This is a genomic window from Bacillus swezeyi (assembly GCF_030908325.1).
In the GTDB taxonomy this organism is placed as follows: Bacteria; Bacillota; Bacilli; order Bacillales; family Bacillaceae; genus Bacillus; species Bacillus swezeyi.
In genome coordinates, this window is record NZ_CP133085.1 from 2,833,127 (window position 1) to 2,855,732 (window position 22,606).

Consider the following 22,606-nt stretch of genomic DNA (forward strand, 5'->3'; position numbering starts at 1 on the left):
TCTAGTTCGGATATTGTTTTGCCTGTTCTTCTCCATTCAGCACGCGAAAAGCGCCTTCCGCCAAAGCTTGAAGCTCATTTTCGCCGGGGAATACGACAACATCCGAAATCCAGTCTATGTATTTTCTGATCGAGGAAATAAACGCTTTTCCATAAGCCAGGCCGCCCGTCAAAATGATCACGTCGACTTCTCCTTGTAAAACGGCGCTGGCCGCCCCGATTTCTTTGGCGAGTTGATAAGCCATCGCTTCATAGATGAGCGCTGCTTTTTGATCGCCTTCCTGAATCATTTTTTCAACCTTCACCGCATCGGTCGTTCCGAGATAGCCAGCAAGACCGCCTCCGCCGACAAGCATCTTCATGAGCTCGTCACGGGTATATTCGCCGGAAAAACACATATCGATGAGATCGCCAGCCGGAATGGTTCCGGCCCGCTCTGGACTGAGCGGACCTTCCCCATGGAGGCCATTGTTGACATCGATGACACGTCCTTTACAATGGACGCCGATCGTAATCCCGCCTCCCATATGGGTGATGATCATTTTCATATCTTCATAGCGCTTCCCAAACTGCCAGGCCGCTTTGCGGGCGACCGCTTTTTGGTTGAGAGCATGAAAAATGCTCCTTCTTTCAATGGCCGGTGTGCCGGAAATTTTTGCGATAGGAGACATTTCATCGACGACAACGGGGTCGACGATAAAAGCCGGAATATTTAATCCGGCGGCGATTTCCCTGGCGATGATTCCGCCGAGATTTGAGGCATGCTGCCCTGAATAGCCGTTTTTCAAATCCTCGATCATCGCGTCATTTACTTCATATGTGCCGCCTTCGATAGGGCGGAGAAGGCCCCCTCTCGCACACACGGCGTTCAGTTTTGATATATTGATTCCCTGTTCATGCAGCGTCTCCAATATAGCCTGCTTCCTGAACGAATATTGATCAATGATTGTTTGATATTGCTGAAGCTTTGTCTCGTCATGACGGATTGCTTTTTCGAATATTGAACGGTCATCGTGAAAAACGCCGATCTTTGTAGATGTTGATCCCGGATTGATGACGAGAATACGTTTTTCCATTACCTGCATTTGCTTTAAGCCTCCAGTATAAAAGGGTTGTGATGGTTAACGTCTGCTTAAAATGTGATGGCCGTTTTGCAAAAATTGACTTCTTGATTGGCGCATGCGCTCAATCCGCTCTTCGGCTAACCGATCCGCCGCCAAATATGCCGGAATTCGATCGCGTTTCGATATTTCAAGCACCCGTTCAATATTTCCGTAAATGCCTTCGACTTTTTTCAGCGCGCGTTCAGAATTATAGCCGTAAAGCTCATCGGCAACATTGATGACGCCGCCGGCATTGATGACATAATCCGGCGCATAGACGATGCCCATGTCATGGATCTGGTCTCCGTGATTGGTTTCTTTCAGCTGATTGTTGGCTGCACCCGCAATCACCTTCGCTTTCAGCTGCGGAATCGTATCATCATTGATCGTCGCTCCGAGCGCACACGGCGCATATATATCACAATCCTGCGAATAAATATCATCAGGGTCGACAGCACGTGCGCCAAATTCAGCAACAGCGCGTTCGACCGCTTCTTTATTGATGTCTGTGACGATCAGTTTTGCACCTTCTTCATGAAGATGGCGGCAAAGGTTGTACGCGACATTGCCAACGCCTTGGACCGCCACGGTTTTTCCTGCAAGCGAATCCGTACCGAACGCTTCTTTCGCCGCTGCTTTCATCCCTTTGTATACACCGTAGGCCGTGACAGGAGACGGATTGCCCGACGAACCGAAAGCCGGTGAAATCCCTGTTACAAAATCTGTCTCATCATGGATGATATCCATATCTTCAACAGTGGTGCCGACATCTTCGGCGGTGATGTACCTTCCGTTTAACCCTTGAATATAGCGGCCGAAAGCGCGGAACATTTCTTCATTTTTATCTTTGCGGGGATCTCCGATGATGACTGTTTTGCCTCCCCCGAGGTTTAATCCGGCTGCCGCGTTTTTATAGGTCATTCCCCGCGCAAGGCGGAGCGCATCTTCAATTGCGGCTTCTTCATTTTCATAAGTCCACATTCTCGTTCCGCCCAAAGCCGGTCCGAGTGTCGTATCATGAATCGCGATGATCGCTTTTAAACCGGACTGTTTGTCTTGGCAAAACACCAATTGTTCATAGTCATACTGCTCCATATATCGAAATAACTCCATTTTTTATTCCTCCTCATGTCGTACTTCTGACGTACATAGCGCCAAAGCAATCGAATACAGCTTGTTTTCAGCGGAATCGGCCCTGCTCGTCAAGGCGATGGGTGCTTTCGCTCCTGCTAAAATGGCCCCCACTTTTGCACCCGCAAAATGAATCAATGATTTGTAGAGCACATTACCCGTTTCAATTGAAGGAACAAGCAGAATATCAGCCTGACCCGCCACAATTCCAGAAATGTTTTTATGCCGGGCGGCAAGCTCTGATATCGCGTTATCTAAAGCAAGCGGACCGTCAACGATACAGTCCCTGATCTGCCCCCTGTGATTCATTTGCGTTAAAGCCGCTGCATTCAAAGTGGCTTCCATTGCGGGATTCACCGTTTCGACAGCGGCAAGACAAGCGGCTTTCGGCATTTTGACCCCGACTGCTCTTGCGACGCGCACGGCATTTTCTAAAATCTGTTTCAGCTCTTCAAGCTTCGGATTGATGTTCATTGCCGCATCTGTCACATAAATCAGCCTGTCAAACCCATTGACTTCGAATGCCGCAACATGTGACAGCACATGAGAGGAACGCAGCCCGTATTCTTTATTCAAAACGGCTTTTAAAAGCACGGCTGTCGGGACATTTCCTTTCATGAGAACATCCGCATTTCCGCTTTTTACAGCTTGAACAGCGATTCTTGCGGAGTCTGCGGGCGTTTCCGAATGAATGATATCGACATGCCGTTTGGAAATGTTCTGCTCTGTCATCATATATCTGATTTTTTCTCTGTGCCCAATCAACAAAAATCGGGCGAATTGTTTGTCAACCGCAAGTTTGACGGCTTGAAGCACTTCATCATCTTCTGCGTGTGCGACGGCGACCGTTTTATTTTCCAGCTCCGCCGCTTTTTGAAATAGTTGTGTCAGCTTCATAGTACCCACCTTTCTCAGCAAACATCCGCTCTCTTCATTATGCAAGTTTCGTGCCAGTATCATAAAAGCGGTTCGGTACTGTGAACCTGTTTACATTTTGCAAGATTCTGCACGAATGACTGCAAATTATTGCATGCTGTCTTTTGCAAGGTTGTATTTATCCATTTTGTAATAAAGATTGCGGATGCTGATTCCAAGCGCTTTTGCTGTTTTTGTTCTGTTATACTGATGCTTTTCAAGCGTCTCTTTAATAACATGAGCTTCAAACCGCTCAACGGCGGCTGAAAGCTTTTCATTTTCAATTTCAGGAAAAGCGAGCCCGACTTCAACCTTTTTCTTCGGGCGGTCTGCTTCAGGCAGATGTTCAAGATCAATCCATTCCATTTGCGGTTTTAAAAAGATCATGGCCCGCTCCAGGACATTTTCAAGCTCTCTGACATTCCCCGGCCATTTTCGCGCCGTCAATGATTTGAGCGCATGTTTCGTAAGTCCTTTTACATTGCGGCCGTACTCTTGATTGATTTTTGCGATTAAATGGCGGCTTAAGGCATCAATATCTTCTTTTCGCTGCCTGAGCGGCGGAATCGATATCGGATAACGGTTGATGCGGTAGTATAAATCTTCGCGGAACCTGCCTTCTGCCAGCGCTTTTTCAATATTGACGTTTGTTGCGGCGATAATCCTGACGTTCACAGGAATCGGTTTTGTCCCGCCGACCCTGACGATTTCTTTTTCTTGAAGAACGCGAAGCAGCTTCGCCTGCGTATTTTGCGAGAGCTCTCCGATCTCGTCCAAGAAAATGCTTCCGTTATTCGCCTCTTCAAAAAACCCTTTTTTTCCGCCGCGCCTCGCTCCGGAAAAAGCTCCCTCCTCATAGCCAAACAGCTCTGATTCCAGCAATGATTCCGAAATGGCCGCACAGTTTACCCGGACAAACTTATTATACTTTCGGTCACTTTCGTTATGTATAGCATGGGCAAAAAGCTCCTTTCCCGTTCCCGATTCGCCCCTCAGCAAAATCGTCGCAGGCGTTTTCGCCCCCAATTTCGCCTGTTCAAGCGCGACGAGCATCTGCTCGCTTGAACCAATAATGTCGGCAAATGTATATTTCGCTTCCAGCGTGCGGATAATCTGGCGCGCTCTGTTCAGCTCATTTGTCAGCGACTGAATTTCTGAAACGTCATGGATAACGCCGACACTGCCTTTTAAAATACCGTCGACGATAATCGGCGCGACATTGACGATGACTTCCTTCTTATTCGGACCGACCTTCATTCTGACGCCCCTGACAGGACGCCTCGTTTCAAGCACTTTCAAATGCATGCTTTCGCCTTCAGAAATGTCTGTGTTCGCGGGTTTTCCAATGACTTGGTCTTTCGTCAGACCTGTCATTTTCGTATACGCCCTGTTGATCATCATCCCGTTTCCGTTTTCGTCGACAACAGAAATAGCTTCATCGGAAGATTGAATGATCGCTTCAAGCATCGTCCTGATTTCCTTCAGGTTTGTCACCTCTTCGGCCAGCTCGACCGCATCGGTAATGTCTTTAAAAATACTGAGCGCACCTAAAAGCGTTCCCCCATCATCAATGATCGGTATTCTTGTCGTGACAATCTGCCTGTTTGGATGCAAAAACTGTTTTTGGTTGTATTCAGGCTCTCTCGTATTCAGTATGCGCGGAAGCTTCGTGGTCGGTATGACCTGTTGAATATGCTGGCCGATTGCTTCATGGCGCTTTGTTCCGGTCATTTCTTCGGCCATTTTATTAAATAAAATAATCTCTTCTTGAATATCGATAAAGATCATACCGTCATTCATAGAATGAAAGATGCGGTCATGTTTATAGGTTTGTTCTTTCAGCATTTGGATCAGCTGCTGCTTTTCATTCATCAGCTGAGAAATAATATAGGCGAGCGATCCCGGCACAACAATCGTTCTGTCATGTTTGTTCTGCATCAACTGCTTTAATACATCAGAATCTCCGGTCGTTTCAATGATGATGTCAATCTGTTTTGTTATGTATGGCGTCCAGTCCAGAGCCGTTTCGATATTGTTTTTTTGTGCGAACAACAGCCCCGGAGCCTTCGGGTTTTTATCAATGACGGCGGCAATATGCATCGTTTTTGTTTTCAGCAACAAATCTAAGAGAGCTGTTCCCCCTTTTCCAGCACCTACAATGAGTACTTTTTGTATCATCCCTTAACCCCTTTGTATGAAATTTTTTGCACACCATAACGTTCATTTGCAACAATTTGCACAACATCTATGTTATCACGTTTTCCTTTCTTGACAAACTTTTTTTTCAAATAGACAATAAAGGTAAATCTTTGGTAAGGGGATTCGTGTATGGGGAGACTGATCGCACTGCTGATTTTGCTGATTCCGGGATGTTTGGCGGCCGCCGGCATTAAATTGATGAGAGACACTGTTTTCGGGGTTTTAATCAATCCTTTTCAGATCCTTTGGCTTCAGGGACTGACAGGCATCATATTTTTTGCGGGCGGGCTTTATCTTTTAGGCGGATTTATTTTTTACAGAGATAGAAAAAGAAACCAGGTGAGCCCCCGTTTCAGAAAAAAACAGCGCGATCGCGGGGCATGAGCGCTTTATCAGACAGCAAAAAGCCGCAGAATTCTGCGGCTTTTTTCATGTCATCTCTTTCTTTATTTTCAGCGCTTTTTCGGGAAAATCGGTGAAAAAGCCGTCAACTCCCGCTTCAATCAGTTTTTTCATATCCTCCTCACGGTTGATGGTAAAAGGCCTGACGGCTTTTTGTTTCAGATGGGCGTTTTGAATCGTGTCTTCCGACATGGAGCGGCGATACGGATGAAAGCCGGAGGCGGGAATCATATCGATATATTGTTCAGGCTGATATAGAACATCCATAAAGAGCGCAGCCAATTCAATATCGGGATTGAGCCTGCTGCATAAAGCAAGGCTTTCATGATTAAAGGAAGAAAGAATGATCCGGTCTTGAAGATTGTACGCTTCAATGAGGGACATCACTTTTTCTTCCATCCCCTCGTAGCGGACAATGCTGTTTTTCAGCTCAACATTAAGAAGAAAATCGCCTTTTGCCGCCCAATCAAAAACTTCTTCGAGCGTCGGCACGGCGACAAAACCGGTCTTTTCAGAAAATCGGTAGCTTGCATCCCCCTGTTTCATATCTTCATATGTATAATCTTTAATATAGCCCTTCAGCGAGGTCGTCCTGTCAAGCTTTTCATCGTGAATCACGACAAGTCGGCCGTCTTTCGTCATTTGCACATCCAACTCGATGCCGTCGGCGCCTGCAGCGGCCGCATGTTCAAATGCAGTCATTGTATTTTCAGGGAGCGTCCCTGAAGCGCCTCTGTGTGCAAAAATTTTCGTCATGTATTGTTCACCCCTGAAAGAAATAAGTTATCCCTCATTATGAAGGCTTTATCATTTTCTTTCCACAGTTAAGGCTTTTCTTAACATAAATATAACGTTTTTCTTCAACATTAAAAACACCCCGGCGATGCCGGGGTTTTCGGTTTATTCATAATAAGAAACGACCGCTTCAGCGAGCGCCTCCGCTGCTTTTTTCTGAGATTCCGAGCTTCTGAGTTTATCGGCGTCTGCGTCATTCGTAATGAAGCCCAGCTCCACTAAAGCACTCGGCATCTTTGAATTTTTGATGACGTAAAACCCCGATTCTTTCACTCCCCTGTCTGTGGTGTCCAAAGCACCGGGAAGTCGTTCTTGAACCTCTGAAGCAAGCCGTTCGCTGTCAGCCGCTTTATAGGTGGAGTCAAAATACGTCTCTGTTCCTGACGCTTCAGGAACAGCAGAGTTTGCATGAATGCTGATGAAAAGGTCTGAACCGTTTGCGCTCGCCTTGGCCACACGCTCTTCAAGGGACAAAAACGCATCATCCGTTCTGGTCATGACCGTGTCAGCTCCCTCATCTTTCAGTTTTTCATTCAGCAAATTCGATACGTCGAGATTGACATCCTTCTCCAAAAGACCGTTTCCGACCGCACCGCTGTCTTCTCCTCCGTGCCCTGCATCGATATAAATCGTTTTTCCCGAAAGCGTCTCTGCCGCAAAAGCACCGGGAAGAATCATCACAAACGAAAACAGCAGTAAAAACAAGCTCTTCGCTAGCAATTTCACAGTTTCTTCCTCCTACATCTCCGTTTTATCATCTATCATTCTTTCTTTTTCATATCTTCAAGCTGTAATGTTCCGTCCTCTGCTTTCGTATACTCCACTTCCACCTTTGTGTATTCTTCGATTCCTTTATATTTGTCCCGTTTTTCGGGAGGGACCTGCAGCATGGTCTCTTTGCCGTCAATGTTGACAGCGACAGTATGCTGATCCGCCAATCCGACAAAGGTGCCTTCCTTTGTCAATGTTTCTGCGCCATTTCCTTCCTGGCCTTTTTGTTGCGATGTGCCGCAGCCTGCCAAAAGCAGCATAGCGAACAAAACTAGGATGACTCCCTTTTTCATGTCGATCACCTCATCCGCTGGATTTTTCTTCACCATGTACATTATCTTTCATCCTCCTCAGCTGTAAAGCTGCTTACACCATCTCCTATATCCGACATTCCACCGCCTAATGGCTCAGCGATTTCCGGTTGTTAGCAGCCATTCGCTCTGATCCGTCCATGAAAAACGATCTAACACAGGCGGAAATTGGATGTGAAATGGAAGGAATCAGATCTTTTTCATCATTTTTTTACAAGACATCGATGATCGATTTTTTTCTGAATAAAAAAAACGCCTTTTTCTTTTGGAAAAAGACGTTTCACATGCGGCTTCTCGCTTTATATAATTCAGTTTATGATAAGGACGAAATCCCGTAAGACAATCATCGAAATTTAGACAGATGCACAGCAAACTAAAAAGGAAACCCCATTCTGATAAGAATCTCCCTCTTATATGAGTTTGAATGTTCATCTCAAATGCTGCAAAACCGTTCCTTTCCCATGATTCGACTCTATTTCGGCATATGCTCCATTGATAAACGTCATTTGCGGGGGAACATGACCACAGTCAATATCAAATATAATCGGGATGTGAAGTTCCTCTGATAGCTCATGATAAACATCTTCAGCTGTGTAACCTTCAATAGAAGCATGAACAGGGCTTCGGCCAAACATAATGCCTGAACAATCCTCAAACCAGCCAGCTAATTTCATCTGGATGAGCGACCTGCGCAAATCAGTTGTTGACAGATCACAATTTTCGAAAAACCAAATCAGAGGATCTCCGTGAATAACATTTTCTTTAAAGTTCCGCACATCCCCATAAGGTGTTCCAACCAGATGCCTGACCGCGTCAATACAGCCGCCGAGCAGCCTTCCCTCTATCTTTACTTTATTGTTTATCGTTGTTTTCCAATCGGTCTCTTCGGTTAGATTAAAAATACAAGAGGTAGGTTGATCAAACTGCCATTCCTTCTGGTACTTTTCTGATGAGTGCTGAAGGATTGACTCACTTTCTTTTGTCGTTAAAACAGCTTGCCACATGACTGTCGTCTGATCAGAATACTCTCCTCTTAAATCGACCAAATTTGTTCCATGGGCAGTAGCTATACCCGTTTTCAATGTAATAGCCAAAAGCAGCAGACTAACATCAGAATAGCCCAGCACCCACTTATTCTTCATATTTTCAAAATCAATATATTCAAGCGTCTCAATCAGCAGTTCCCCGCCCCAAGGAGGAAAAATGAAATCAATATCCTCACAGCGCATCATACGGTTAAATTCTTCCGCCCGTTTTTTAGCAGGAGCTGATTTCGCCTTATTCTGACTCCAAACCGTATCGCCGCATATGACGCTAAAGCCCATCTTTTCCATACGTTCACACGCAGCCTTCAGCAATTCATGCAGCTCATGCGGCACTCCTGAAGATGGAGCAGTAACTCCAATCGTTGCACGCTCTTTTAAAAACGGATATCGTATCATAAAGAATCCCCCATACTTATGAATGATGTTGCATAAAAAAAGATTAAGTTTCGTTTTGGAAGTTATCATAAGAGGAAAAAAACCGGTTTAATGAGCATATCAATTTAATTCACAAAATGTTTACACATTTTTACAAGGTAAATACATCCATTCGTCGAATTAATATATTTGATCACCAAAAAATTTAAAGGAGTGTTTCAAATGTATGGTAAAAAAATTTTACTGTGCTCAGCTCTCTCTCTTTCCTTATTGACAGTTGGTGTTCCATCTTTTGCAAGTACCGGTCATGTTGAAACTCAAAGTGCTGCGATTCAATCTGATGCCTCTACACAAGAACTCGTTGATGACTACGTTTATAGTAGAGAGAATAAATTTGCTAACTCATTCACAAGAAATGGAATCACGTGGTATTTAAAAGACATTAAGTATTCTAACGGCTGGTACATTGGCCATTATCAAGCTAACATTTAAACTAAAATTCAGGATTCCTGGTGATCAATCCTGAACATGAATGTTATTGTCTATTTTTAAAGAATACCAAGTGGCCGTATGCAAAACCAATGTATATAGGTTAAATTTCAACATAGGGGGAAAACGCTTCATCATATCCCCCTTTTAATTGTGTAAAACTGTAGATGTACTTCACTTCTATAAGTAGGTGGTTAGTTTGAAATTTCATTACTATAAAAACCTTCGCAAAGCCCCTCCGTAAAGCGTGTGGATTTATATTCTTTAATCCGTACTCACGCGCATACCTGTTCAATCGTTTTTGAATATTGTTATTCGATGGCCCTGCCGCTATTTGATTACCGTACTTTGTTATAAAAACAAATGTATTATCCTTATTGTACGCTCGGCGGATTTCGCCGTTTTTCTTCAGCATTATGGAGAGAAGTTGAGCAAGAATGTCGTCAAAGGGTAATAGTAAAGGCTCGCGATTTTTAATGATGTCCCCGCTTAACCGAAGCAACTCCCCGCTAAAATCAATATGTTCTTCTTTTAAATTTGCAAGCGTCCCTCACGCATACCTGTTTTATACATGAGAAGCACTGCTGTCGCATCACGTAATTGGACAAAATCGGTTAAACCTAATACCGAAAGTAAAATTTTGATTTCAAGTTCCGTCGTACCTTCTTTAATCCGCCTGTCAACTTTGACCTTAACGTTCTTCCAAAACTTCGATTTGAACCATCCATTATCGAAACAGGGCGACAAAAACGTTTTAAAACATTTCAAACGTGTGAGCCTCGTTTGTGCGCTAACGTCCATTTTTTCAAGCCATGAATGAATTGACTCGTATGTTATTTCGTGCAGATATGTTAACTCTTCTGATTTCTTAAAATGAGACACATGAAGACGATAATCGCTAATCGTACGTTCCCTATTCCCGCCCACTTCCATCTGTCGGAGAATAACCGCAAGTGCCTGTTCGATTGTAATTCGCTTTGGTTTAGGTGATTCGGAGGAATTACTAAACATGTCGGAAAGATCAGGAAGGCTTTCTTCTACCGTGAAAATTTTTTTGAGTCATCCTAACGCCTACCTTCGTATTTTCTTTTTTGTCTTCCTTGATTTATTTAAGTCATCTATCACTCGATTTATTAACGAGTATTCATTCTGCTGCCTTGTAAGCGATTCTAACGACAGGTGAGTATAGCGCAACACCATTCGTAAATCTTTATGGCCGATGATCGCCTGAGATCTCCTCCAGCCTGCAAAAACATACTAGTGCAGTGTGTCTAAATAAATGCGGATGGACTCTTTTGTTTATTCCAGTCCGTTCAACGTAATCGCGAGTCGTTTTCTAAAATTGTCAGTCGTTAGTCTCGTCCCTTCTTCTAATATGAAGACGTACTTGCTAGGCTTAAATCGTGTATTCCTTAGCAACAATTTTTTTAATAACTTCATCGTATTTTTGTCTAAAGGTATCATACGACCTTTTCTTGTTTTGGTTTTTCGCGCATCAAGGATAATATAATTCAATTCAAAATTTATATTTTCGACTTCTAAGGTGACGATTTCCCCTATTCTGGCCATAGAATTAATTAAACACATCATAACCACGTAGTCTCTAAACTCTAAGAATTTTCGTTTGTTTGGTGTTTTTAAAAGCTTTTTCATCTCGTCCACAGATAGTATTTGAACCATATTCTCCGGTTGCTTAACTTTATTTACTTTTTGAAATGGATTTTCATTAACCATGTCTTCTTCAACACAAAAAGTAAAAATGGTTCTCAAAGTTTTCAGGTGGTCATTTGCATACGTCGGAGAACATCCTGGAGTTTTTACTCTATCCGGTTTATATCTGTGTCCTTTAAATGTTTTCTTCTCGCGCAGGATATAAAGGTCATATACTCCCTTGCAAAGCCAACATCAATAGACTCAATATTAGTGGACAGACCTTTAATTTTCGCAAATTCTTCAACGCTCTCACAAACCCGTCGGTAACGATCAATTGTTTCTTTCGTAAGCCCTTCCGACATCTTTACAATACATATCTGCTTACACACATCAGAGAGGGTCTTACTTTTGTATGTATTTTTCTTTTCGACATTTTGTTTAATCGTTGGCCTTTGTTTCCCCCGCATGTATACTCCATCCCCTCCTCAATGTCTGAATAGCTTAACTTTTTTCGCGATTCAAGCAAAAACCGAAATATAGTCTTTTTAACACAAGAAAAAACAAATAACACAATTAAAAACCGAACTATATAACGCAAATAGAGACAATATATTAACGAAAAACGGAACGATGAATAGACGGAGCTCCACGACGAACTAACGAACGAGGGCGTTAACGAGACGGGTAACGAATCGAATCTTGTCTCGTAACAGCCGGTCCAGCACGCCGTTGTAGTAGCCGGCAAGACCGCGTTCACAGCGAAAACCCCAATTATAAACTTGTAACAACCGATTGCAACATCGAAAAGAAAAAACCGCCCGATTACCGGCGGACGGCGAAAATTCTTGCGCTATTTCGTTTTTAGTAATACCCTTATCGCGTAAGAACTAGCGACAAATTCATCGCAATAAGGACGAAAAATTCATCGGAATTACGATAAACTTTTCGTTAGAAAAGCTACGTCAATTCAACGTATAAATCAGCGCCAAACCCGCGTTACATCAACGCTTAAGAAGCCTTATGCTCGAGCCGCAGTTTATCGGCAACCATCGCGATGAATTCGCTGTTGGTAGGCTTAGCTTTTGTCATGCTGACTGTATACCCGAACAACGAGGAAATGGAATCAATGTTTCCTCTGCTCCATGCGACTTCAATCGCATGGCGGATTGCTCTTTCTACACGGCTTGCGGTTGTGTTGAATTTTTTGGCGATGTCCGGATAGAGAACTTTTGTAATGCTGCCGAGCAATTCGATGTCATTGTATACCATTGAGATTGCTTCGCGCAGATAGAGATAGCCTTTAATATGTGCTGGGACGCCAATTTCATGGATGATGGTCGTGATGCTGGCATCTAAGTTTTTCTTTGGCGATTCCGGCTGCGGACGAAGCACACTGCTTTGCGCAGACGGCGCGCGGTGTGCCATTGGAGAACCGTTTCCGCTGACTTGACGGATATGACCGACTAGATTCTCCATATCAAATGGCTTAAGGATAAAATACGACGCACCCAAATCAACAGCTTTTTTCGTCACGTCTTCCTGGCCGAACGCCGTCAGCATAATGACGTTCGGCTGTTTTTTCAGCTGGGACTCCCGCAGCCTTTCAAGCACAGCCAAACCGTCAAGATGAGGCATAATAATATCCAGCACAAGCACATCAGGCTCCTTGTCTTTAAACAAAGAAAGGCATTCCTGTCCGTTATATGCCACACCGAGCACTTCCATGTCGGTTTGCCCCTCAATATATTCGCTTAATAGGCCGACAAGCTCCCTGTTATCATCAGCAACACATACTTTAATTTTCTCCACGTTTCTTCCTCCCCAATGTGTATGTTGATAAATTTCATCATTCTTTTTCTAATATGTTTAATTCGACAGCACCACTTTATTCCCTTTTTTTAAAAATGAATTTTCCAATATTAGTGGTATATCTCGTTTATTTTCAGTTTTTTTCTGATTTTCTCGATTTTTCGACTAGAAATGAGATTTGACAAACGGGAGAACGTGAATTTGTCGAAAAATCTTTCCATTTTTATTTTAACTCACAATGCTGAAGAATAAAAGGTGAAATCAGAAAACTGCCGGTGTCTCCGGCAGTTTTTAGCTCGCTTTATCCTTTTTGTAAATATCGATCCCCGCTTCTGACAGCATCCATTCAATGTGAACACCGTAGCCGCTCGTCGGATCGTTGACAAAAACGTGTGTGACCGCTCCAATGACCTTGCCATTTTGAATGATCGGACTGCCGCTCATCCCTTGAACGATGCCGCCTGTTTTATTCAACAGCTTAGGATCTGTGATTTTCAGCACCATTCCCTTTGTGGCAGGAAACTTTTGCGGGGTTGTACTGACGATCTGGATATCGAATTTTTCAACCTTATCGTTTTCAATGACTGTTAAAATTTGTGCCGGTCCTTCTTTGACTTCATTCGAAAATGCGATCGGAATCGCTTTGTCGGCAACACGGTTTTTGATGGATTCATGAAGCGTGCCGAAGATTCCAAAAGGACTGTTTCTGTTAATATCGCCGATCACTTTTCGTTCGGAAGCAAAGCGCGCCAGTTTTTCACCGGGGTTTCCGCCCTTTCCTTTTTCAATTGAGGTTACCGTCGATTTAACAATTTGGCCGTTTTCCACAACGATCGGCTTTTTCGTATCCATATCGGAAATCACGTGGCCGAGCGCCCCGTATTTTTTCGATTTCGGTTCATAAAAGGTCATCGTCCCGATTCCTGCGGCAGAGTCCCTGATATATAAGCCGATTCTGTATTTATCTTCAGCTTGGTCCTTTTTTGGAACAAGTTTTGTTTTGATTTCCTGTTTATCCCTCTTGATTAACAGATTTAAGGTCTCGCCTGTTTTCCCTGCTTTTTGAATGAAAGGCGTGATGTCATTCATTTTTTCAATTTTTGTGCCGTTGATTTCGGTGATAATGTCGCCTACCGCGATTCCGGCGGCTTCACCGGGCGATTTTTTGCCGTCAGCCGTATTGATTTGATGAAAACCGACAACCAATACGCCTACAGAGTGAAGTTTAACACCAATCGACTGCCCGCCTGGTACGACTTTTAAATCAGACAGAACATTTACTTTTGTTTTTTTAACCGGAAATCCGGCAAAATCATAAACGAGGTCTGCCTTTCCGTTTTTTTCGCCTTTGATTTCCACTTCATGTTGATTCTCTTTTAATGTGAATGCTTCTGATGATTCATCTTGGGGAGTACGGACGGATAAACTTGTTTCTATGGCTCGTGAACCCGTCTCAAAAATGTTCATGTTTTTTGGTATCTCAATGTATTCTTTGACCGGTTTGTAAAATCCTACACTTATTAAAGCAACAAGGAGAATTATACCCACAGCTTTTCTGATTTTTTCAACATCCACCTTTTCACTCTCCTCGCACCTAACCCACACCATGAAAATTTCTTTACGCTACATTCATTACTTTTGCCTTCCTGACAGTGATTTATAACTGTGAACGGAAGAAAATCATTGGATAAAATGATAAAGAAACGTGTGTATAAGAAAATGCCCATAAAAAATAAGCTGTTCACGATGAACAGCTTATCCGGTGGTTTTGACGAGGTTGGCTTGATGTAAAAGTTCTTTTGCATGGCGCTTTGTCAAATCTGTCACTTCAACGCCGGCAATCATCCGGCCGATTTCAGATATTTTTTCCTGTTTTGACAAAGGTGTAACGCTTGTCGTCGTTCTCCCGTCTTTCGATTGTTTCGTAATCAAAAGGTGGGTATCCGCCATCGCGGCCACTTGCGGCAAATGGGTAATGCACAAAACTTGAGAACCAATCGATACACGGTGAATTTTTTCGGCGATCGCCTGTGCGACTCTTCCGCTGACGCCTGTGTCCACTTCATCAAAAATGATCGAGGTGACATCCTGCTGCGCCGAAAAAATGCTTTTCATCGCCAGCATGATTCTTGACAATTCACCACCTGAAGCGACTTTTGACAAAGATTTGAGCGGTTCTCCCGTATTTGTTGAGATTAAAAAGCGAACGCTGTCAATACCTTGTTTTGTCAGCTGGACAGGAGTGCCGTTGACGATTGGCGCATCATCACGGGCATCCGCCGTTTTGATTTGAAATTCTGTATCAAATGTCGACTTCTCCATGTAAAGCTCATTTAATTCCTGCTTGATTTGCTTGGCGAGCTTTTTCGCCCAGGATTTCCGGATGTCTGATACATTGGCTGCCTCAATCGCGACATCTTTGCCGACCGACTCTAGCTCTGCTTGCAATGTTTGAAGGTGGCTGTCCCGATTTTGGATGCGGTCGATTTCTTCCTCAATTTGGGCCGAATAAGCTTGAATATCTTCGACAGTAGCGCCGTATTTACGTTTTAGCTGCTTGATTTCATTCAAGCGCGATTCAATGAAATCGAGCCGTTCAGGATCGTATTCCAATTCATCAAGCATGTTTCTGATCTGAAAGGTTGAATCCTCAAGAATATAGTATGCATTGGCAACTGATTCAGACATTTTTTTGAGTCCATCGTTAATGCCGGAGACATTCTCAAGCTCACTTGAAGCCATTCCGACCCAATCGAGCCCCGCCCGCTCATGGCGCAGCGCATTATAGGCATTTTGCAGCGCTTCATATATTTTCTCAAAATTTGAAATTTGCTGCCGTTCATCCTGTAAGAGCTCGTCCTCTTTCGGCTGGAGATTTGCGGATTCGATTTCATCGAGCTGGAATTGGATCAAATCGAGCCGATGCGCCATTTCCTGTTCGCTCTCAGAAAGCTGTTTAACCTTTTTCATGACATTCATGTAGCGGTTGTATACTTCTTGATACGCTTTTAATGCTTGATCAATGTCTTCGCCTGCATATCTGTCCAAAAGCTGCAGGTGCTGATCATCTTCCATGAGCAGCTGGTTGTCGTGCTGACCGTGGATGTCCAGCAGCAGTCTGCCGACTTCCCGAAGAGCGGCGATGGTTACAAGTTTTCCATTGACACGGCAGATACTCTTGCCGTTTGCGTTAATGTCTCTTCTCATGACGATCATTTCGTCTGAAGCTTCAACTCCGAGTTCGCCGCACAGATCAAAAACCGGATGTCCGCTGTCAAGCAGAAAAAGCCCCTCTAATTCGGCTCTTTTTTCTCCATACCTGACATATTCAGACGATCCCCTGCCTCCGACAAGCAATGATACGGCATCGATGATGATCGATTTTCCGGCGCCTGTTTCTCCGGTTAATACGGTCAGCCCTTTTTCAAATGAAATGGTTAATTCTTCAATAATGGCAAAGTTTTTGATCGATAATTCAGCTAACAAGGTTTTGTGACACCTCTTTTCAGACATTCATATTATAAAAGTTCCAAGATTTTTTTCTGAACCAAATCCGTATCTTGATTTGTCCGGCAGATGATCAAAATTGTATCATCGCCGCAGATGGTTCCCATGATTTCTTCCCAATCCAAATTGTCCATCAGCGCACCAATCGCCTGAGCGTTTCCAGGCATTGTCTTCAGGACGATCATATGACTTGCAGAATCAATTTTAACAAACGCATCCATTAATGATCTTTTTAATTTGGAGAGCGGGTTAAACCGCTGATCGGCAGGCAGGCTGTATTTATAGGAACCGTTGTTTGTCGGCACCTTCACGAGGTGAAGCTCTTTGATGTCGCGCGAGACGGTCGCCTGCGTGACATTATAGCCGTCCTTTTTTAAAATATCGACAAGTTCATCCTGTGTCTCAATCTCATTTGCAGTGATGATTTCCCTGATTTTAATATGCCTTTGACCTTTGTTCATTTTACACCTCTGTTTATACACCCATTGTGTATGTTTATACAATTATGTTATACGATTTTGACGAGAAAGTACATGTTTACAGTAAAAAAGGAATAATAGCCCACTATTATTCCTTTTCAACCGACTTTTTCGCTTTTAATGTCTTGTGAGCCTCTTCGACAATTTGATTGATCATATCCTCAGATATTGGTGTTCCGGGCTGATCTTGCCCGCTCCAATGCAAATGAAGAAGAAATTCAATATTTCCGTCGCCGCCGGTAATCGGAGAAAATGATGCGCTTTTGCAATGATAGCCTTCCCGGGCCGCAAACTGACTGATGTCATCCAGCACAGCCCTGTGAACGAGAGGATCTCGGACAATTCCTTTTTTTCCTACCGATTCCCGTCCGGCTTCAAACTGCGGTTTCACCAAAGCGATGCAGTCGCCGCCCGCCACTAAAATCGTTTTAAGCACAGGCAATATGATTTTAAGCGATATAAAAGAAACATCTATTGTTGCAAACTCCGGAAGCCCCGCCATAAAATCGGCAGGTGTGCAATACCGGAAATTGGTGCGTTCCATCACGATGACGCGTTCATCCTGCCTCAATTTCCAAGCAAGCTGATTATAGCCGACATCGACCGCATAAGAGCATGCAGCTCCGTTTTGCAGGGCGCAGTCTGTAAAGCCGCCTGTTGACGAGCCGATATCGATCATCATTTTGCCGCGGACGGAAAGCTGAAATTCCTTCAATGCTTTTTCAAGCTTTAGTCCGCCTCTTGAGACGTATTTTAACGGGTTTCCTTTAATGGTTAACGGAATGGTGCGGTCAACCTTTTCACCCGGCTTGTCCAGCCTGTTTTCATTCGTGTAGACAATGCCTGCCATGACCGCTCTTTTCGCTTTTTCCCGTGTTTCCATTAACCCTCTTTCTACTAATAAAACATCGAGCCGTTCTTTTTTAGCTGTCATGATCCAATTCCTTTATGAGTCTTTACGGGGGTCAGCATCTTTATTCGTCTGATGACATCTTCTTTCGTCATACCGATCTCTTCAAGAAGCTTTGCAACGCTTCCGTGTTCGATGAATTGATCAGGTATCCCCATCCTGTCAATCATTGGGCTGTATGACTGATGGTCATGGGCAAATTCTAGAATGGAGCTGCCGAATCCTCCTTGAAGCATAGCCTCTTCAATGGTTAAAATCGGAAGCCCTTCATGCAGAATATCCCCCAGCATTTTTTCATCAAGCGGTTTGATAAAACGGGCGTTGACCACTCTGACCGACCTTCCTTCTTTTTGAAGGTCTTCCGCAGCCGCAAGCGCCATTGGAATGGTGGTGCCGAACGTTAAAATCACAGCGTCTGTTCCAGGCCTCAACACTTCCCATGTACCGATCGGAACCGTTTTCAGCTCTTCATCCATCTTGACGCCCAGTCCGTTTCCGCGCGGGAAGCGCATAGCGATAGGGCCGTCATCGTATTTGACTGCCGTGTTGACCATGTGCTGGCCTTCATTTTCATCTTTCGGCATCATCAGAACCAAGTTTGGAATGTGTCTTAAAAAGGCAATATCAAATACGCCCTGGTGGGTTTCGCCATCCGCACCGACAAGCCCCGCTCTGTCAATTCCGATAAATACGTTTAAATTTTGCCGGCATATGTCATGGACAACCTGGTCATAAGCGCGCTGAAGGAAGGTGGAATAGATCGCCAAAAACGGCTTCATATCCTGTGTTGCAAGACCGGCGGCCATCGTGGCGGCGTGCTGTTCTGCAATGCCGACATCAAACATTCGCTCCGGAAATTCACTCGCAAAACCTTCAAGCTTTGAACCAACCGGCATGGCCGGGGTAATGGCTACGATCCGTTCATCTTCCCGGGCAAGCCTCCGGACCGTTTCACTCACAAGCGCACTCCATGACGGAGCAGCCGCTTTCGGCTTTACGAAGTCTCCCGTATCAATCTTATAAGGGCCTGTTCCGTGCCATGTACCGGTTTTGTCGGATTCGGCAGGCTTATACCCTTTTCCTTTCTTTGTAATGACGTGAAGAAGTACAGGGCCTTTTGTTTTCTTCGCATATTGCAGGTTTTCAAACAGCTCATCGTAGGAATGTCCGTCTACAGGCCCCAAATACGTAAAACCGAGCTCTTCAAAAAACATCCCTGATACCAAAAGGTATTTCAGGCTGTCTTTGATTCTCTCAGCTGTTGCAGCAAGCTTTCCGCCAACAGCGGGAATCCGTTTGAACAAATATTCGAGCTCGTCTTTCACCCATTGATATTTCCCGGCTGTACGAAGCCGTCCGAGCATGGAATGAATCGCTCCGACATTCGGAGCAATGCTCATCTCATTGTCATTTAAAATGACAATCATATCTTTTTGTTCGTGTCCGATATGGTTTAACGCTTCAAGTGCCATACCACCCGTGAGAGCGCCGTCTCCAATGATCGGGATGATATATTCGTTTGTTCCTTTTAAGTCCCTTGCAGCTGCCATTCCCATGGCTCCGGAAAGAGAGGTTGAGCTGTGGCCTGTTTCCCAGACATCGTGTTCGCTTTCATTCCGTTTCGGAAAGCCGCACAATCCTTTATGCTGACGCAGCGTCGCAAAATCCTTTCCACGGCCGGTCAAGAGCTTGTGTACATAAGATTGATGCCCGACATCCCATAAAAATTTATCTTTCGGGCTGTTAAATTCTTTATGCAAAGCAATGGTAAGCTCAACGACGCCAAGATTCGGACCGATGTGGCCCCCAGATTCAGAAAGCGTTTCAATTAAAAAACGGCGAATCTCAGCGCTCAAGCTTTCCAATTCTTGATTTGAAAGATGTTTTAAAAACGTAGGGTCTTTTATAGATAACAGATCCAATCGGATCAACTCACTTTCAGCATGATTTCTGCAAGTATGCGCCTTGCTCATTTTTAAAATTTATTTAAAAAGGATAGCTTCCATTTTGCCAGCTTGGATTATTATATGATGAACTCACCCTCGTGCGCAAACTTGCATATGCGGACGCTCCAGTCTGAAAAAACAGCCGCTAACACATCGTGATAACGGCGCGGCGTTTGATTGTTCAACTGTTTACAGTTTATCATAATCAGCCTTTAATGCTCAAATGGAAGCCCCGGTATTTCAATGATCCCGGCGGGCAATCATGTCGCAGAATTCATAAAGGAGCTCTTTTTCAAGGGATAGCTCTGAAATCAGCTGCTTGGCCTGTTCAATATGTTCGTCCAGCTTTTGTTTCGCTCCTTCTAACGAAAGGATTGCCGGATAGGTTGATTTTTCATTGGTTGTGTCAGACCCGATCCGTTTGCCGATTTTATCTTCGGATCCTTCCAGATCCAACATATCGTCTCTGATTTGAAAGCCGATTCCGATATGATGGCTGAATTCGCGAAGCTTTTCAATTTCTTCTTCAGGAGCATCCGCAAGCACAGCTCCAGCAATCACGCTGAAACTGAGAAGTTTGGCCGTTTTGCCTTCATGAATCGACTGCAGCTCTTGCAGGGAAATGGATCTTGATTCCGCTTCCATGTCTAGAATCTGACCGCCGACCATTCCTTCAGCTCCAGCGGCTAAAATAAGCTCATTTACAAGCCTGAGGCGTTTTTCAGCCGGCACTTCAGCCGGCATATGGGAGGTGATCAATTTAAAGCTCTCAGTCAATAATGCGTCTCCTGCAAGAACGGCCGTCGCTTCTCCAAACATTTTATGGTTTGTCGGTTTTCCCCTCCGTAAATCATCATCATCCATACAAGGCAGGTCGTCATGGATCAATGAATACGTATGGATCATTTCGACCGCACAGCCGACCGGAATTCCATTCTCTTCTTTTTTGCCGTAAGCATGAAGAAGCGCAAGCACCAAAATCGGTCTCAGCCTTTTTCCTCCTGCTTCCAAAGAATAAAGCATGGATTGTTTAAGGGTTGACGGCGCTTGCAAATCTTGAATATATAAAGGAAGGCGCTCTTCGATTAATGCTTTTCTTGTTTTTAAAAAACCATCCAGCTTAACTCTCACCTTTTTCCTCCTCCCGAACGCTGAAAGGAGCTAATTCCCCGTTTTCCCGCAAAATGTAGTCCATTTGTTTTTCGACATTCTGCAGTTTTTCGTGGCACATTTTCGAAAGAACCATGCCTTCCTGGAAATAGTCGATCGCTTTTTCCAAAGGCACGTCCCCTTCTTCGAGCTTTGATACGATCTTTTCAAGACCTTTCATGGCCTCTTCAAAGGTTAGATCTTCTTGGTTTTTCTTCTTATCTTCAGCCATTTGTTTCGCCTCTCTTTTGCTGTACTTCACAGGTCAGCGTCCCGTCGTTTAATTTAATCAGGAGTTCATCTTTTTCCTGAACCTGTTCAATACTTTTAATCAGTTCATTTTCTTTATATGTCAGACTGTACCCTCTTTCCATGACTTCGAGAGGGCTTAATGCATTCAGTTTACCAAGAACCGTTTGAAACTGCGAGTGAATCTGCTTGAGCTGCACATTCATGTTCCGTTTCAGCCGGTTTGTCTGTTCTACATGGTGCTTTTTCGCTTGTTTCAGCTGTTCTGCAGGATGAAGCATTTCCAATTTGTAAGTCTGTTCGTTCAGCTTCTGCTTTTTTCGATCTAGTGTCAGGGCAAGCTGTTTTTGAAAACGGTCAAATACGAGATCAAACTCCTGTTCCTTTTGCGCGTAAAGCCGTTTTGGATATCTGAAAGCATAAGAAGACTGAAGGTTTTTCACTCGTTCCTGCCGTTTTCTCAAATCTTGCTGCATCGTTTTCGTCATTCTTGCTTCCAGCGTTTTCAGGCGCTCCAACAAATCAAGCACATTAGGGACCGCAAGCTCTGCAGCTCCCGTCGGAGTAGCCGCGCGCAGATCAGCCGTAAAATCGCTGATTGTAAAATCCGTTTCATGCCCGACAGCGGAAATAATCGGTATGCCGGAAGAAAATATGGCTCTGGCGACAGCCTCTTCATTAAACGCCCACAGCTCTTCAATCGATCCTCCGCCGCGCCCGACAATTAATACATCGCATAATTGCCTGCGGTTGGCCTCTTCAATGCTGTTGACGATGGACTGGCTCGCATTTATTCCCTGGACGAGAGTTGGGAGGACGATGACTTTTACGAGGGGGTATCGTCTTTTAATGGTGGTGATGACATCCCGTACAGCCGCTCCTGTAGGAGAAGTGACAACACCGATGACAGATGGAAAGGCGGGGATGGTCTTTTTATGTTTTTCATCGAACAAACCTTCTTGTGAAAGCTTTTTCTTTAATTCTTCATAAGCCAGATGAAGCGCGCCGATGCCGTCGGGCTGAATTTCTTTTGCATAAAGCTGATAACTGCCGCTTGGTTCGTAGACCGAAATGCCGCCTCTTACCAACACCTTCATTCCACTTTCGGGAGTGAAGCTGAGGCTTTTGTTTTGTCTGGCAAACATGACGGCTTGGATGCGGGCATTGTCATCTTTGAGCGTAAAATAAATATGGCCTCTGCTATGTATTTTAACATTTGACAGCTCACCCTTGATCCACAGATCATCGAGATGGGGGTCGACGTCAAATTTGCGTTTAATATATTTTGTCAATGCCGTGACCGTGACAAATGATACTTCACTCATGGCACAGTCTCCTTTCTTATGCGGACACAATGAACGTTCATCC

Annotated in this window: 23 protein-coding genes; 2 read left to right on the forward strand and 21 right to left on the reverse strand. The window is 44.2% G+C overall.

Going from position 1 to position 22,606, the window contains the following annotated elements; genetic code table 11:
• Position 1 precedes the first annotated feature (1 nt).
• From buk to RBH91_RS13905, 4 genes are all read right to left on the reverse strand, one after another.
• On the reverse strand, positions 2-1,084 hold the full coding sequence (gene buk, locus RBH91_RS13890) for a butyrate kinase (RefSeq protein WP_307891960.1): 1,083 nt from the start codon (positions 1,082-1,084) through the stop codon (positions 2-4).
• A 36-nt stretch (positions 1,085-1,120) separates the two neighbouring features.
• Positions 1,121-2,215, reverse strand: a complete 1,095-nt coding sequence (gene bcd, locus RBH91_RS13895) for a branched-chain amino acid dehydrogenase (protein WP_307891961.1) — start codon at positions 2,213-2,215, stop codon at positions 1,121-1,123.
• Between the two features lie 3 nt (positions 2,216-2,218).
• Positions 2,219-3,130 (reverse strand): phosphate butyryltransferase, encoded by a 912-nt coding sequence (gene yqiS, locus RBH91_RS13900; RefSeq protein WP_307891962.1) that lies wholly within the window; start codon positions 3,128-3,130, stop codon positions 2,219-2,221.
• A 126-nt stretch (positions 3,131-3,256) separates the two neighbouring features.
• Positions 3,257-5,323 carry a sigma-54 interaction domain-containing protein gene (locus RBH91_RS13905; RefSeq protein ID WP_076761954.1) on the reverse strand — a complete coding sequence of 689 codons (2,067 nt, stop codon included), beginning with the start codon at positions 5,321-5,323 and terminating at the stop codon, positions 3,257-3,259.
• Positions 5,324-5,476: 153 nt separating this feature from the next.
• Here RBH91_RS13905 and RBH91_RS13910 point away from each other — a divergent pair, with 153 nt between their 5' ends.
• Positions 5,477-5,731 (forward strand): DUF2627 domain-containing protein, encoded by a 255-nt coding sequence (locus RBH91_RS13910; protein WP_076761802.1) that lies wholly within the window; start codon positions 5,477-5,479, stop codon positions 5,729-5,731.
• 45 nt (positions 5,732-5,776) lie between these two features.
• Here RBH91_RS13910 and RBH91_RS13915 read toward each other — a convergent pair whose 3' ends face one another.
• The 4 genes from RBH91_RS13915 to RBH91_RS13930 all read right to left on the reverse strand — a co-directional run bounded on the left by RBH91_RS13915 (position 5,777) and on the right by RBH91_RS13930 (position 9,068).
• The gene (locus tag RBH91_RS13915) at positions 5,777-6,505 is read right to left on the reverse strand and encodes a glycerophosphodiester phosphodiesterase (protein WP_307891963.1); all 729 of its coding nucleotides are present in this window, start codon (positions 6,503-6,505) and stop codon (positions 5,777-5,779) included.
• Positions 6,506-6,649: 144 nt separating this feature from the next.
• Complete coding sequence (locus RBH91_RS13920) at positions 6,650-7,270, reverse strand: N-acetylmuramoyl-L-alanine amidase family protein (RefSeq protein ID WP_307891964.1); 621 nt, start codon at positions 7,268-7,270, stop codon at positions 6,650-6,652.
• A gap of 35 nt (positions 7,271-7,305) precedes the next feature.
• Positions 7,306-7,608: a hypothetical protein gene (locus tag RBH91_RS13925; RefSeq protein ID WP_307894753.1), complete on the reverse strand. Its 303-nt coding sequence runs from the start codon at positions 7,606-7,608 to the stop codon at positions 7,306-7,308.
• 446 nt (positions 7,609-8,054) lie between these two features.
• Positions 8,055-9,068 carry a S66 family peptidase gene (locus RBH91_RS13930; RefSeq protein WP_307891965.1) on the reverse strand — a complete coding sequence of 338 codons (1,014 nt, stop codon included), beginning with the start codon at positions 9,066-9,068 and terminating at the stop codon, positions 8,055-8,057.
• Between the two features lie 201 nt (positions 9,069-9,269).
• On the opposite strand from RBH91_RS13930, the gene RBH91_RS13935 reads away from it, so the two are divergent.
• Positions 9,270-9,539, forward strand: coding sequence for an LCI fold-containing protein (locus tag RBH91_RS13935; protein WP_307891966.1), 270 nt, complete (start codon positions 9,270-9,272; stop codon positions 9,537-9,539).
• 100 nt (positions 9,540-9,639) lie between these two features.
• Here the strand turns inward: RBH91_RS13935 and RBH91_RS13940 are convergent, their stop codons facing one another.
• From RBH91_RS13940 to xseA, 13 genes are all read right to left on the reverse strand, one after another.
• Entirely contained in the window at positions 9,640-10,038 is a 399-nt protein-coding gene (locus RBH91_RS13940) for a tyrosine-type recombinase/integrase (protein ID WP_307891967.1), read from the reverse strand.
• Between the two features lie 29 nt (positions 10,039-10,067).
• Positions 10,068-10,304 (reverse strand): hypothetical protein, encoded by a 237-nt coding sequence (locus RBH91_RS13945; RefSeq protein WP_307891968.1) that lies wholly within the window; start codon positions 10,302-10,304, stop codon positions 10,068-10,070.
• A gap of 531 nt (positions 10,305-10,835) precedes the next feature.
• On the reverse strand, positions 10,836-11,270 hold the full coding sequence (locus tag RBH91_RS13950) for a tyrosine-type recombinase/integrase (protein WP_307891969.1): 435 nt from the start codon (positions 11,268-11,270) through the stop codon (positions 10,836-10,838).
• 83 nt (positions 11,271-11,353) lie between these two features.
• Positions 11,354-11,656: a phage integrase SAM-like domain-containing protein gene (locus tag RBH91_RS13955; protein ID WP_307891970.1), complete on the reverse strand. Its 303-nt coding sequence runs from the start codon at positions 11,654-11,656 to the stop codon at positions 11,354-11,356.
• A 541-nt stretch (positions 11,657-12,197) separates the two neighbouring features.
• Positions 12,198-12,998: a sporulation transcription factor Spo0A gene (gene spo0A, locus RBH91_RS13960; protein ID WP_307891971.1), complete on the reverse strand. Its 801-nt coding sequence runs from the start codon at positions 12,996-12,998 to the stop codon at positions 12,198-12,200.
• Between the two features lie 291 nt (positions 12,999-13,289).
• Positions 13,290-14,573, reverse strand: a complete 1,284-nt coding sequence (spoIVB, locus tag RBH91_RS13965) for a SpoIVB peptidase (RefSeq protein ID WP_239693694.1) — start codon at positions 14,571-14,573, stop codon at positions 13,290-13,292.
• 180 nt (positions 14,574-14,753) lie between these two features.
• Positions 14,754-16,484 (reverse strand): DNA repair protein RecN, encoded by a 1,731-nt coding sequence (gene recN, locus RBH91_RS13970; RefSeq protein WP_307891972.1) that lies wholly within the window; start codon positions 16,482-16,484, stop codon positions 14,754-14,756.
• 32 nt (positions 16,485-16,516) lie between these two features.
• Complete coding sequence (gene ahrC / locus RBH91_RS13975; protein ID WP_076761811.1) at positions 16,517-16,966, reverse strand: transcriptional regulator AhrC/ArgR; 450 nt, start codon at positions 16,964-16,966, stop codon at positions 16,517-16,519.
• 106 nt (positions 16,967-17,072) lie between these two features.
• Positions 17,073-17,918: a TlyA family RNA methyltransferase gene (locus RBH91_RS13980; RefSeq protein ID WP_307891973.1), complete on the reverse strand. Its 846-nt coding sequence runs from the start codon at positions 17,916-17,918 to the stop codon at positions 17,073-17,075.
• Positions 17,915-19,816: a 1-deoxy-D-xylulose-5-phosphate synthase gene (dxs, locus tag RBH91_RS13985; RefSeq protein WP_076761956.1), complete on the reverse strand. Its 1,902-nt coding sequence runs from the start codon at positions 19,814-19,816 to the stop codon at positions 17,915-17,917. The genes RBH91_RS13980 and dxs overlap by 4 nt, the downstream gene beginning before the upstream one ends.
• Positions 19,817-20,080: 264 nt before the next feature.
• Entirely contained in the window at positions 20,081-20,971 is an 891-nt protein-coding gene (locus RBH91_RS13990) for a polyprenyl synthetase family protein (RefSeq protein WP_307891974.1), read from the reverse strand.
• Positions 20,961-21,221: an exodeoxyribonuclease VII small subunit gene (locus tag RBH91_RS13995; protein ID WP_076761814.1), complete on the reverse strand. Its 261-nt coding sequence runs from the start codon at positions 21,219-21,221 to the stop codon at positions 20,961-20,963. The genes RBH91_RS13990 and RBH91_RS13995 overlap by 11 nt, the downstream gene beginning before the upstream one ends.
• Positions 21,214-22,563 (reverse strand): exodeoxyribonuclease VII large subunit, encoded by a 1,350-nt coding sequence (gene xseA, locus RBH91_RS14000; protein ID WP_307891975.1) that lies wholly within the window; start codon positions 22,561-22,563, stop codon positions 21,214-21,216. The genes RBH91_RS13995 and xseA overlap by 8 nt, the downstream gene beginning before the upstream one ends.
• Between the last annotated feature and the right edge of the window lie 43 nt (positions 22,564-22,606).

Coding starts and splice junctions, on each gene's coding strand:
- buk (WP_307891960.1), bottom strand. CDS start 1,084: ATGCAGGTAATGGAAAAACGTATTCTCGTCATCAATCCGGGATCAACA.
- bcd (WP_307891961.1), bottom strand. CDS start 2,215: ATGGAGTTATTTCGATATATGGAGCAGTATGACTATGAACAATTGGTG.
- yqiS (WP_307891962.1), bottom strand. CDS start 3,130: ATGAAGCTGACACAACTATTTCAAAAAGCGGCGGAGCTGGAAAATAAA.
- RBH91_RS13910 (WP_076761802.1), top strand. CDS start 5,477: ATGGGGAGACTGATCGCACTGCTGATTTTGCTGATTCCGGGATGTTTG.
- RBH91_RS13915 (WP_307891963.1), bottom strand. CDS start 6,505: ATGACGAAAATTTTTGCACACAGAGGCGCTTCAGGGACGCTCCCTGAA.
- RBH91_RS13925 (WP_307894753.1), bottom strand. CDS start 7,608: ATGAAAAAGGGAGTCATCCTAGTTTTGTTCGCTATGCTGCTTTTGGCA.
- RBH91_RS13930 (WP_307891965.1), bottom strand. CDS start 9,068: ATGATACGATATCCGTTTTTAAAAGAGCGTGCAACGATTGGAGTTACT.
- RBH91_RS13935 (WP_307891966.1), top strand. CDS start 9,270: ATGTATGGTAAAAAAATTTTACTGTGCTCAGCTCTCTCTCTTTCCTTA.
- RBH91_RS13950 (WP_307891969.1), bottom strand. CDS start 11,270: ATGGTTAATGAAAATCCATTTCAAAAAGTAAATAAAGTTAAGCAACCG.
- RBH91_RS13955 (WP_307891970.1), bottom strand. CDS start 11,656: ATGCGGGGGAAACAAAGGCCAACGATTAAACAAAATGTCGAAAAGAAA.
- ahrC (WP_076761811.1), bottom strand. CDS start 16,966: ATGAACAAAGGTCAAAGGCATATTAAAATCAGGGAAATCATCACTGCA.
- RBH91_RS13980 (WP_307891973.1), bottom strand. CDS start 17,918: ATGACAGCTAAAAAAGAACGGCTCGATGTTTTATTAGTAGAAAGAGGG.
- RBH91_RS13995 (WP_076761814.1), bottom strand. CDS start 21,221: ATGGCTGAAGATAAGAAGAAAAACCAAGAAGATCTAACCTTTGAAGAG.
- xseA (WP_307891975.1), bottom strand. CDS start 22,563: ATGAGTGAAGTATCATTTGTCACGGTCACGGCATTGACAAAATATATT.